Annotated in this window: 12 protein-coding genes; all 12 read left to right on the top strand. The window is 51.0% G+C overall.

Annotated elements, in window-relative coordinates:
- On the top strand, positions 1 to 222 hold a 222-nt coding region (locus tag M0R47_RS20590; RefSeq protein ID WP_292558233.1), incomplete at its 5' end, for a hypothetical protein.
- A gap of 101 nt (positions 223 to 323) precedes the next feature.
- On the top strand, positions 324 to 1,730 hold the full coding sequence (locus M0R47_RS20595) for a hypothetical protein (RefSeq protein ID WP_292558234.1): 1,407 nt from the start codon (positions 324 to 326) through the stop codon (positions 1,728 to 1,730).
- A 159-nt stretch (positions 1,731 to 1,889) separates the two neighbouring features.
- Positions 1,890 to 2,627 carry a hypothetical protein gene (locus tag M0R47_RS20600; RefSeq protein ID WP_292558235.1) on the top strand — a complete coding sequence of 246 codons (738 nt, stop codon included), beginning with the start codon at positions 1,890 to 1,892 and terminating at the stop codon, positions 2,625 to 2,627.
- 198 nt (positions 2,628 to 2,825) lie between these two features.
- Positions 2,826 to 4,799, top strand: a complete 1,974-nt coding sequence (locus M0R47_RS20605) for a sigma 54-interacting transcriptional regulator (RefSeq protein ID WP_292558236.1) — start codon at positions 2,826 to 2,828, stop codon at positions 4,797 to 4,799.
- Between the two features lie 158 nt (positions 4,800 to 4,957).
- Complete coding sequence (locus tag M0R47_RS20610) at positions 4,958 to 5,290, top strand: antibiotic biosynthesis monooxygenase (RefSeq protein WP_292558237.1); 333 nt, start codon at positions 4,958 to 4,960, stop codon at positions 5,288 to 5,290.
- A gap of 209 nt (positions 5,291 to 5,499) precedes the next feature.
- Positions 5,500 to 7,167: a DUF3300 domain-containing protein gene (locus M0R47_RS20615; protein WP_292558238.1), complete on the top strand. Its 1,668-nt coding sequence runs from the start codon at positions 5,500 to 5,502 to the stop codon at positions 7,165 to 7,167.
- A gap of 116 nt (positions 7,168 to 7,283) precedes the next feature.
- Positions 7,284 to 8,252: a DUF2950 domain-containing protein gene (locus tag M0R47_RS20620; RefSeq protein ID WP_292558239.1), complete on the top strand. Its 969-nt coding sequence runs from the start codon at positions 7,284 to 7,286 to the stop codon at positions 8,250 to 8,252.
- A 95-nt stretch (positions 8,253 to 8,347) separates the two neighbouring features.
- Positions 8,348 to 8,779, top strand: coding sequence for a hypothetical protein (locus tag M0R47_RS20625; RefSeq protein WP_292558240.1), 432 nt, complete (start codon positions 8,348 to 8,350; stop codon positions 8,777 to 8,779).
- A 91-nt stretch (positions 8,780 to 8,870) separates the two neighbouring features.
- Positions 8,871 to 9,167 carry a hypothetical protein gene (locus M0R47_RS20630; protein ID WP_292558241.1) on the top strand — a complete coding sequence of 99 codons (297 nt, stop codon included), beginning with the start codon at positions 8,871 to 8,873 and terminating at the stop codon, positions 9,165 to 9,167.
- Between the two features lie 57 nt (positions 9,168 to 9,224).
- Positions 9,225 to 9,749, top strand: coding sequence for a hypothetical protein (locus tag M0R47_RS20635; RefSeq protein ID WP_292558242.1), 525 nt, complete (start codon positions 9,225 to 9,227; stop codon positions 9,747 to 9,749).
- A gap of 154 nt (positions 9,750 to 9,903) precedes the next feature.
- Positions 9,904 to 10,677: a DUF3313 family protein gene (locus tag M0R47_RS20640; RefSeq protein ID WP_292558243.1), complete on the top strand. Its 774-nt coding sequence runs from the start codon at positions 9,904 to 9,906 to the stop codon at positions 10,675 to 10,677.
- Positions 10,678 to 10,952: 275 nt separating this feature from the next.
- The coding region (locus M0R47_RS20645) for a hypothetical protein (RefSeq protein WP_292558244.1) at positions 10,953 to 11,533 on the top strand (581 nt) is incomplete at its 3' end.

Here is an 11,533-nt window from a genome sequence, read left to right on the forward strand (position 1 = left end):
CCGGAAGGAGCCCAGTCGCTGCCGACTTTGATCAGGGTTCATGCGGATAATTCGCTGCCGGATAATGCCTTCGCGTCGGTAAAATATCGCGACTATTGGTATTGGATCGACGACCGCGACTTCAGGTCAAAGGGCGTCTTTTCGTTTCTCATGATCATTATGACGCTGGCGGAGAAAGGGGAGAAAGTTCCACTGCCGGTTGTTACGATCCAGGGGAATTGAGTAATAATCCAACGAATGCCCGGAATTGTCGGATTGCCACACGAGTGGCAATCCGACAGCGCTGTTGTTAATCAGAAATGTCCTAAGGAGTCGATACCTTCATGAGCGCAGTGCATCAGCCTTCCTGTCCGGGTATCCATAGTTGGATTCCCAAAGTCGTTCTGCTACTCGCCTTGGCCGTGGGTGTGAGCGGTTGCAATTTGCTTAAAAGTACTCTGGAATTGCCTGAAAAGGGCATCCGCTCCATGTTGTTGCTCGACCAGGAAAGCGGCGTGCCGGATCCCGTCGAACTGCAATCCCAGTTGCTCCGGTTTGCAGACAATTCTATCGAATCGCTCAATCTCGCCATCGGCAAGTTGCAGCGAGAAGATGACAAGTTCACCCGAAGCCGTACTCTGCTGATCCGCCGCATCACTATTACTAACGATATATTGGCCGTCGCCACCGGAGCCAACACTTATGCCAACCTCCTCGATATGGTTATCCTCGCCAGCTTGAACAGGATGAATGTCGAGGATTATTGGATACCAAAATACTATGGCGAATCGGCTAGACCTTATCTGCTTGCCTCTCAACATGTAGAGAAAGAGATTTGGCAGATCGCCGCGACGACGTTAAAAAAAGAACAGCTCTCTGAACTGCGCGCCGCAATCAAAACTTGGCACGAACAACGCCCGAATGTGCGGACGCCCGGTGATCTCGGATCGCTTAGCTTCGCGTCTGACGTCGCAGAGGTAACCCGCAGTTCACGCCCGGGGATAACCACTAGTGTTTTCAATCTGCTCTCCATCGACCCCTTGGCGGGGCTGGACCCTGCCACTCGCGAACTGGCCAACACCCGGCTGTTCGCGGAACGCGGCTTGTTCATGACCAGACACATGCCGACCCTGATCCGCTGGGAAACCGAGTTGCTGGCCATAAATACGGCGGATATGCCGCAGATGGAAAAACTGCTGGCCAATACCACCCAATTGTCCGAATCGGCAGACCGGTTCAGCCAGACGGTGGAGCGCCTGCCCGGATTTATCAGCGCCGAGCGCCAACAGATCGTCCAAGCCCTGGACGCCCACCAGCCGGGACTCACCAGCCTTGCCGCACAGACAGAGAAAGCACTAGACGCAGGCACACAGATGTCCAATGCGTCCACCGCAACTCTAAAGTACTTTCAAGATGTGGTTCGGCAACTTCAAGCCAGCCCATCGAACCCGAACGCCGAACCTTTCCGTATCAACGACTACACTGCCGCCGCAGCGCAGATCAATGCCACTGCGCAAGACTTGGTGAAATTGCTGCAAGCTTTCGACCAGACTCTGGCTCCCGGTAAGCTTGACGGACTGCCAGCCCGATTGGACGCGGTGCTCAGTCAAACCCAGGCCGGCGGCAAAGAATTGGTGGATTATACGTTCAGGCAAACCTTGTTTCTGGGTTTGATACTGATTGCTTCCGCATGCGCGATGGTGCTGGCTTCCGCTGTTGTTTTTTGGAGGTTGAAGAAGAAATTTGCTTAAGCCATATGGATCAATAGCTGCAAAGCATAAGCCCTAGAACCCAAACATGGTTTCGCGCTACGGTTCTTGTAAATTTAAGTTTTTGATGCCGTCAGATCGAATCTATCCGGAGTTTTACAGACAATGCATTTCTATAAATTACCAACGCTCGTATTCCCCATGGCTCTTACCCTGATCACGGCATGCGGCAGTACCTCCGGTGGCAATGTAACCGATATACCAGGTCACAGCAGTGCAAGCCGGGCATTGACGGAGAAAGACCTTGCCAATGCAACTTACTGGATCAATGAATTGGGCACGTTTCATCTCGACAACGGCGAGTTTAACAGTCAGTACGGAGAAGGTGTGACGCAGAGGCATAAGGTCACTCTGGATAAGATCGCTTTCGGCGATCTGGATCATGACGGACTTACTGATGCGGCAGTCATTTTAGCATGGCAAAGCGGAGGTTCAGGTACGTTCAAGTCTCTGATGGCGATGCGGAATACCGGCAGTGCACCCCAACAGCAGGATGACATTTTACTGGGCGACCGTGTTCAGATCAGCGCATTATCGATTACCGCCAGTCAAGTCCACCTGGAAACGGTATCAAGCGGTCCACGTGATCCGGCGTGCTGTCCGAGTCAGCAGGTGAAACAAGTCTATATCCTCCATGACGGCAAGTGGACGCAAAGTGCGGATAAGATCACCGATTCGACTGTATCTACCGCTTCGAACGCGACATTTACCGGCATCGTCCGGAAATGGGAGCGTTTTGAGGACACATCGGAGTTGCAGCATTTCGTTATTGACGATCTCAACAAATACACGCTGATTTTTCTTCCGGACGGTACCTATCGGGTCAAAGCCGATTGTAACCGTATGCAATGGAAAACGGCTTTCAATATTTGCCACTAATCAGCGTTGAATTTTCCAGTCAAAAATGGCGTACGTAATAATATCAACATGATAGTGGGTAGGTACTGGTGTTGTAAAACTGGCAAAATTTAGACGCCGTTTTCCATAGTGGGCGTCCATTCCATTACAAAACTTCTTACACCCTCCAGGAATGGTGTTTTATAATCATCGCTGGTAAATGTCAGCTTGTAGGTTTTCGTGATTGATCAAAACAATCCTTTAGTATTGAACGAGCTGGAACATCACTTGCGATTTCAGTCTCTATTGGCTGAGCTTTCAGCCGATTTCATGCGTATTTCCAGCGATACGGTCGATGACGTCATTCAAGAAAGTCTGCGCCGGATTGCGGAAAACCTGGATTTGGACCACATTGCCTTGGGTTTGTTAACCGAGGATGGGCAAGACTTTTACTCGAAGTATCAATACGCCAACAAATCCTGCGTAAAACCTTGGTTGAGTTCTTCCTTGATGTCGGAAGGACCCTACGTCACCAAGACTCTGCTGGCCGGTCAGCCTTTTATCATGCATGACGTCGAGAAATTGCCGCCCGAAGCCGCCATGGATAGAGAAGGATTTCTTCGCTACGGCATCAGAGCGGACTTGGTATTTCCCATTATTGTCGGCGGTCATTTACGCGGTGGCATCGGCTTCGCCTCCTCGCGTCCGCGGCAATGGCACGACAACGTCGTGCGCGGACTTGGTTTGATGTCCGATGTGTTTGCCAATGCGTTGGAGCGTAAACACAATTTGCAAGCGCTGCAAAGTCGGGAAGAACAAATGCGACTGGCATCCGAGGCGGCCGATGTGGGGCTTTGGGTTTGGAATATTGCATCGGATACCATCTGGGCTACCGATAGGGCTCGGAAACTCTATGGCGTATCGCCCGACGATGTACTGAATATGCAACGCTTTCTGGCCTGTCTGCATTCCGAAGATTGTGAACGTGTTAAAAACGTGGTGGAACAGGCGTTTCGAAACGGCGGCGACTTTAAGGAAGAATATCGGGTAGTGCATCCCGATGGTAGCGAACATTGGATCCGTGCTACCGGCAAATGCCGATTCAGTGACGCTGGTCAGCCTGAGCGCATGATGGGGGCTAGTTTAAATATAACTGAAAAGCGGCGCGCCAACGATGAACTCAAGGCTGCGCTGGCAGAAATTCAGAACCTGCAAGAAAGGATTCAGCAGGAAAATGTTTATTTGCGTGATGAAATAGCCGATCGCAAGGGCTCAAAAATCGTCAATGGTAGCGAGGTAATACGGCGTATCCTGGAGCAGGTGCCGCAGGTAGCGGCAACGCCGGCTTCGGTGCTGATCAGCGGGGAAACCGGCACCGGGAAAGAGTTGTTGGCGCGGGCCATACACGAAGCCAGTCCGCGAAAAAACCGCTCCATGATTCAAGTCAACTGTGCGGCCATCCCCGCCGCATTGATCGAAAGCGAACTGTTCGGCCGTGAAAAAGGCGCTTTCACCGGTGCGCTATCCAAGCAAATCGGGCGCTTCGAACTGGCCAACGGCTCGACCTTGTTTCTCGATGAGGTCGGCGAATTGCCCATGGAAGCCCAAGCCAAGCTGTTGCGGGTGTTACAGGAAAAGCAATTCGAGCGCCTTGGCAACCCAAAACCAATCAAGGTAGATGTTCGGATCATCGCTGCTACCAACCGCAACTTGTCTCAAGAAGTCGCCGAAGGCCGTTTTCGCGAAGATCTTTACTATCGCTTGAATGTTTTCCCTATGCAGATGCCGCCGTTGCGTGAGAGACGGGAAGACATACCCAAGCTGGTCGAGGCTTTCGTCCAGGAGTTTGCCGCCGGCATGGATAAAAATATCGATGCGGTGGATAAAAATAGTTTGCAGAGCTTGTGCCGTTATGACTGGCCCGGCAATATTCGTGAATTACGGAATGTCATCGAACGTGCCGTTATTCTGGCCAAAGGACCTGTTCTTAAAATTGCTTTGCCCGTCGATGGCTTGGGCACTGTAGCAATGTCCTCCACACCCAGTCTGGTTTCCCTGGAAGAAGTCGAACGCGAGCATATTTTGTATGTACTGGATGCTTGCGGCTGGCGAGTGCGCGGCCAAGGTGGCGCGGCCGCTATTCTGGGACTCAATCCCAACACGCTGGAGAGCCGTATGGCTAGGCTGGGCATACGGCGACCAAGTTCCGTTTAGTATTATTTCGGATAAACCACGATATTTCGTGGGTTTATAGGCGCGTAATACCCTGTCAATTTTCTTGGTATTTCTTGTAACAGACTGTTACTTCAATAGTTTTTCTGTCTTGTTTTGTTTGGTCTTAAAGTGGCTCATATTCTGCTTTGAATTAAGTCATGATCGAACTACACCTCTTACTCAGGGCGCCGCCCAATCAAACCCGCAACTTGACCGCCGCTTTGCAAGCGTTGGCAAAAAGCGCGCGCACTTTGCAGGGGTGTATGAATGTCGAAGTTTACAAAAGCGTGGCTCGGCCTCGTTGCCTTTGTTATGACGAAGTTTGGGAATCAGAACAAGAATTGCGTCGTATGATTGCATCTCATCATTTCAGTCAGTTGGCTGCCTTGATGGAATTATCCAGCGAACCGCCGTCCTGCGAATTTCGCTTCATCAGTCAAACCTATGGACTCGGTTTTGCCGAGCAGGTTCGAGGTGATGACAATGTCTGAAAGGCCACATCCTTTAGTGAATGTATATCGTATTTCCCCAATTATTGCTGCGGCGATATTGAGCCTGACGCTATCGCCACACGGAATCGACGGGACCAGTGGCGAGGAAGTCTCCATTTTTTCGGCCGTTTTATGTGGCTAAAAACCTGTATGCAGGAAACCCTTCGTCTCCGTCGGGAATGCCGTCGACATAACCTAAGAGTGACAAGATGAAAGCGATTACCGTTGAGTCCGAGCAAACAAATACTGATTTCCATAGGCATAATGGCGTTCTGTTGCGAGCCATGTTGATAGCCTTGGCTATGTTGCCGGCTGCGTGCAACAAGGAAGAGCAGCAAGCCAACAAAGTGCCGCCGCCTAGCCAAACGCCGGTTGTGCAGAGCGAACCCGCGCCGGCGGCAGTCGTCGCGCCGCCCACCAAACCTCTGAGCGATCTGGAATCGCTGGTGGCGCCGATTGCTTTGTATCCCGATCCGTTGCTGGCGGAGCTATTGGTGGCCTCGACCTATCCGTTCGAGGTGGTACAGGCGGCCAGGTGGCTGGAGACCAAACCCGATCTGGCAACTCTCAATAGCAAGGATTGGGATGCCAGCATCATGCGACTGGCCAGCGTGCCGCTAGTGATCAAGATGATGAACGATCATCTGGACTGGACCACGCAGCTGGGCGATGCCTTTCTGGCCAAACCCGGCGATGTCATGGTATCGATACAAGCCTTGCGCAAGCGTGCCAAGGATGCCGGATTTTTGAAAGATAGCCCGGAACAGAAAGTCAGCGCCGAGAGGGTTGCCAAAAACAACGTGTCCACGGAAAAGATCAGCATCAAACCGGCGAAAGCCGATACGGTCTACGTGCCGCAATATAAACCGGAGGTGGTTTACCAGGCACCGCTGGCACCGCCGCCTGCAACGGTCGTTAATGTCAATGCCGCTGTACCCGCGCCGAGCTATTACCCTAGCTATTATCCGCCGACCACGACCACTACCAGCTCTAGTAATGACAGCTGGATGAACTTCGCGACCGGCGCCGTGGTAGGCGGGTTGTTGACCTGGGGCATCATGGAATGGGCCGACGACGATGATTATTACGTCGGTCATTACTATGGGAATAGCGTCTGCCATAGCGGTAATTGTTGGTATGGCGGTGGTGGCTATTACGGCGATCGCGGTAACGTCAACTACAACAAAAATATCAATATCTCCGGCAACGAAATCAATATCGACCGCGGCGGTAATTTTAGCCAGAACGATTTGCGGCCTTCCCAGCAGCCGGCCGGTTGGCGATCCGACCCTCGGCATAGACGGGGACAGCCCTATCCGCAGGCGGCACAGCAACGGTTGGGTCGAGTCCAACAGCCGGCTTTAGCCGGGCAACGGCTTGGCGCGACGCAAACCTTGCCGGTTTCAGCCCGCGGCTTTACGGAGACCGGGCAGCGTGCCTCGGCAACTAATTTACCCGCTGAGCGACGACCTTCCAGCGCAGACATTCAAAGGCAGCTGGCGCAAAAACCGGTCGCCCAGTCCCGGCCTAAGGCGGTGCAAAACAAACCTACAGCGATGACAAGGCGATCTGCTGGCGAAAGTGCCTTGCAAGGATTAAAAACCTCGGGCCAAACATCACAGCTGCAGAGTCAGCGCGGTGCCAACAGCCGTGGCTTAACTGCGGGCAGCGGATTCACCAAACCGGCGCAAACCCAGCTGCCACGCGCCCAGCAAACCATTCAAACGCCTAGGCCGAATGCGTTTGACGCTTCGCGTAACACGCGTGCCACTCAGAACTTTAGTCAGCGTGGTGCCGCCAGCATGCAACGCTCGGCGAATGCCGGAAATCTGCGGTCTGCCGGTGGTTTTCAAGGCGGAGGCGGCAGACGTCGATGATGAATCCGTTCGCAAGTATTTTTAATGGGTTGGATAAATGCAGGCGTCATTCGTTATGTACTCCTAGGTCAATATCCGCCGATTTCACTCAAGCTTTTCAGACAGAGGTTTTCTCCATGAATCGCAAAACGACACACATTTTGCTGGCGACCCTTATTTCAGCATCTTTAACGGCTCAGGCGGAAACACAGCCGCTTGCAGTGGCCGCGCCTGCCGTGGCAAATATTGTCGCGGCAAAAAAATTTTCCAATCCTGATGAAGCTGTCAAGGCATTGCTGGAAGTCCTCGTCAGCAAGGATAACGGACAATTGATTGCGTTGTTCGGCAACCAGGAGACCGAGTTGTTATCGTCCGGTGATACAGTCGAAGATAACAACAACCGAGCGGAATTTGTCGCCTTGGCCCAGAAAAAAATGCGGATAGAAGCGTCGGGCGAAGACAAAGCCATTCTGCATGTCGGCAGCAACGATTGGCCCTTTCCGATTCCGATCGTGAAAAAAGGCGATAACTGGCAGTTCGATGCCGAGCAAGGCAGCCAGGAAATTTTGAATCGACGTATCGGCCGTAACGAGCTCAGTGTGGTAGCAGCGATGCGTGGCTATGTTGAAGCCCAATTCGAGTATGCCAATGTGGATAGGGACGGTGACGGTGTGTCCGAGTACGCCCAAAAGTTGCAGAGCGAACCGGGCAAGTTTGATGGCCTGTTCTGGGAAGTCGAGGAAGGGCAGTCGCAAAGTCCGCTCGGGCTGCTGTTTGCGCAAGCCAAAGCCGAAGGCTACAAAACCCGGGAGGCAAGCGAAGAGCCTTCGCCCTATCACGGCTATTTCTACCGCATACTGACCCGGCAAGGTGCCGCTGTGCCTGGCGGCAAGTACGACTACATCATCAACGGCAATATGATTGCCGGCTTCGGCTTGGTCGCCTTTCCCGCCCAATACGGTTCATCCGGCATCATGACCTTCGCAGTCAATCATCAGGGTAAGGTTTTTCAAAAAGATTTGGGTCAAAAAACCGCGGAAGCCGTCGAGAAGTTGGAAGAGTACAACCCGGATTCGACTTGGGAACCATTCCAGGCACCCGAATAAACGGGCTCATTAATGCATTCTTGGCAAGGTCGCGAAGCTTGTCGTTTCGAGACTCAGCCATGAGATTCAAGCTTAAATTTATCAGGAGATCAATAATGTTAAGTACAAATTACATGCGTTTAAGCGTCGGTGTCTGCACTATCGTTTTCGCCGGTCTAGCGCAGGCGGAGATTAGCTTTGACCAAGCCAAAGCCGAGTGTCAAAGCATCGCTCAACAGCAATCCAGTGCATCGGTCCCAGCTCAGCAACCGCAAACTGGCGGTCGTGCCAAAGGAGCTGCTGCCGGTGCCTTGGCCGGTGCCGCCAAGGGCAAAAGTAAGGCCAACCAGTATGGCAATGTGCCTGATGAGGTCGCCGAGGAATATACCCGCAACCAAATGCAGGACGCCGCCAAGATGGGGGCTGCCGCAGGCGCAGCAAAACAGCGTAAGCAACAAGCACAAGCCCAGCAACAACAAAGTGCGTCGGCCGATGCCTATACTCAAGCGTATAACGCCTGTATGGCAGCCAAGGGATTTGCGTGGTAATTGTTTCGATCCTCAACATAGACGCCATTCCCTATAACTGAATAAACAAACAGTGACGAGATTTTTTAACAATAAACGATAGGATGGAAAAATGGTAAGCAGAATAATGTTGTTAGCTGGTTGTTTTGTTTTGTCTTCAGCCGCATTCGCTAATGCCGATTGTGTGAGGACGGCCACTGGCAAAGTGGTTTGTGGTAATGGCGAGAATGCCGGCAGCTACAACCCAAACACTAGAACTGTCAAGAAGACTGAAACTAACGACCTCGGCGTTAAAACCACTGAAACCAGTCGGGGTGGCGAAGCCAAAACCAAAAACGGTGTGGGCGTTGTCCAGACACCGGGCGGCACAACCTGTGTTAAGACCCGTAATAATCAAGGCTGTAAATAACAGCTATTTAATTTTTTTATGTAGTTGAAACTCATACCCAAAATTAGGAATGAAGAAATGAAATATAAACACCTAGCCATGCTTGTCGCTTTCGCAACTGCTAGTCTTCCAGCGATTAATAATGTCGCCTATGCTGAAGGAGAGACGCCGCCATCCGCTGCTCCATCTGCCGATGTAGCAGCAGAGAGCAACGAAATCAAGATGTTTCGTTTTGCCACTCGCATGGATAAGCTGGAATTCGTCAAGCAGGCGATGCACTTAAATGCGGACCAAGAAAAAAAGTTTTTGGAGCAATATGATCGTTATGACATCGAATTAGCGTCGTTAAACGACGAACGATTGTCGATCATTAAGGACTATGCGGCTAACTTTGAAAAAATCACCGATAAGGATGCCGATAAACTGGTCAAACGTTCACTCAATTTCCGCAAACAGCGCACCGCGCTGCTTGAAAAATATTATGCCAAAGTGGCAAAAGCCACTTCGAAAGTAATCGCAGCACGTTTTCTGCAAGTAGAGGCTGTTTTACAAGGTGCCGGCGATGTGGTTATTGGCTCGTCAATTCCTTTGATGGAAAAGTAGTCCTCATTCTTCAGCCTGAGGCAAACCATTAACGGGATTGCCGATTAGCTGAAGAGTGACTAAGCAAGAAAAGCTAAATCCCCTAATGTTAGCTTGCAACAGTAACCCCATACTTTCCAAGCTCATTTTATATCCATGTTTTACCGGAGAACCTATGAATTTGAATAAACTAAATTATCTTACTATCGCAATATCCATGGCTTTAGCCGGCTGTAGCATGGTTCGAAGCGGTACTAATGATATTAAGGCTGAAGCCGTGGAACCCGCGCCCGATGCAGGTTTCATCGAACACCCTGAGCTACAAAGCAAGCGTGCCGATTTACCGTTTCAAAAAGTCTGGATTAAACCCGGTTTTGACAAATCGAACTATCGCGAGCTGATCGTTGCCCCGGTCAACACCGAATACATGCAAAAAATGGATTGGCTGCATAGCATCAGTAGCGCCAATATCATTGGCGATGTCAAAAAAGATACTGAAGAACTGGCGGTGTATTTTCGCCAACAAGTCATCAAAAAATTCAGGGAAGACCCTAACCATCGCTTTACTTTGAACGACTATGCGAACCAGCACAGGCAACCGGCCTTGCAGTTGGAGATTGCATTGATCGAAGTCATGCCTTCCCAATCCATGCTGCACGCACTGAGTTGGGCGGGTCCTCTCGGTACTGGAACAGCGGCAGGCGCGATTAACCAACGCCGGGCAGCCTTCGAAGCACGCTTACGCGATGTTCAAACAGGCGAAGTAGTAGCCACTTTTGCCGACCGCGACATGCAAGATGCCGGGCCAATAGATTTGACTCGTCTCACTTGGTATGGGCCCGCCAAAGGCATCATGGATCGTTGGGCCGATCAATTCGTCCAGATCGCCAATCGCAAACCGGGTGAAATGGTGACCGATCCGACACCGTTTACGCTAAGACCGCTTTGATAACCTATAGCCATCGCTGCTGCCATGCAGTGGATGGCTGTGTGTTGGCTAACCTTGATAGTAACGATGATGGCAATCGACAGCTAGGCTTATTGATTGCTGTCGCGTTGAGGCCTAACGTAATACCTGTGCAACAAAGACCAGGCATACTGTTAGCCATAAACAAGGTATTTATTTGAGCTGTTTACGGGGTGGAAGTTGGCAAAATCGATGAAGAATACCCACGATAAATATAAAAATTTTTTTATCCGATTAATTATTAGCCGTAAATATTCATGATTAAAACAAGTGTCCAACCCTCGATCGCGCATTTGCCGACTAGGTTTTTAAGATTTCCCGCATTGGCTTTAGTCGTTTTGTTAATTCAGGGTTGCGCCACGCCGGTGGGTATCGAACCGGTAGATATTCAGACCGGTTATCGGTTGAATACAGAGAACGCTTTATCATCGGGAAGTCCTTCCGAAGCTTCAAAAACGGTGCTCAGACGCAATGGACTGATGGATAGGTTCGAAAATGAGCCTGAAAAAGTGCTGGCCGAACTCCACGCCGAACTTAAACCAAGTGGCGATGAGGACAAATTGTTCGCATTGGCGGAGTTGTCGTTGCTGCATGGTCAAAAAACAGAAGATCATGCCTATTTCCTGGCGGCCGCGGTTTATGCCTGGTCGCTGCTGTTTCCGGGAGATAGTCAAACGATTCAGTTTAAGCCTTCCGATTCACGCTACCGGTTAACCTATGATCTCTATAATCAAGCACTTGCGCAAGGCTTGGCAAATCCAGATGGAGATGATGGAGTTGAAGTTGAAATCAAACCGGGACGTTATCAACTGCCTTTCGGCACATTGGATTTATCCCA

Origin of the sequence: Methylobacter sp. (assembly GCF_023227905.1) — a bacterium.
In the GTDB taxonomy this organism is placed as follows: Bacteria; Pseudomonadota; Gammaproteobacteria; order Methylococcales; family Methylomonadaceae; genus Methylobacter_A.

Coding starts and splice junctions, on each gene's coding strand:
- M0R47_RS20620 (WP_292558239.1), top strand. CDS start 7,284: ATGAATCGCAAAACGACACACATTTTGCTGGCGACCCTTATTTCAGCA.
- M0R47_RS20630 (WP_292558241.1), top strand. CDS start 8,871: ATGGTAAGCAGAATAATGTTGTTAGCTGGTTGTTTTGTTTTGTCTTCA.
- M0R47_RS20625 (WP_292558240.1), top strand. CDS start 8,348: ATGTTAAGTACAAATTACATGCGTTTAAGCGTCGGTGTCTGCACTATC.
- M0R47_RS20595 (WP_292558234.1), top strand. CDS start 324: ATGAGCGCAGTGCATCAGCCTTCCTGTCCGGGTATCCATAGTTGGATT.
- M0R47_RS20610 (WP_292558237.1), top strand. CDS start 4,958: ATGATCGAACTACACCTCTTACTCAGGGCGCCGCCCAATCAAACCCGC.
- M0R47_RS20600 (WP_292558235.1), top strand. CDS start 1,890: ATGGCTCTTACCCTGATCACGGCATGCGGCAGTACCTCCGGTGGCAAT.
- M0R47_RS20635 (WP_292558242.1), top strand. CDS start 9,225: ATGAAATATAAACACCTAGCCATGCTTGTCGCTTTCGCAACTGCTAGT.
- M0R47_RS20615 (WP_292558238.1), top strand. CDS start 5,500: ATGAAAGCGATTACCGTTGAGTCCGAGCAAACAAATACTGATTTCCAT.
- M0R47_RS20640 (WP_292558243.1), top strand. CDS start 9,904: ATGAATTTGAATAAACTAAATTATCTTACTATCGCAATATCCATGGCT.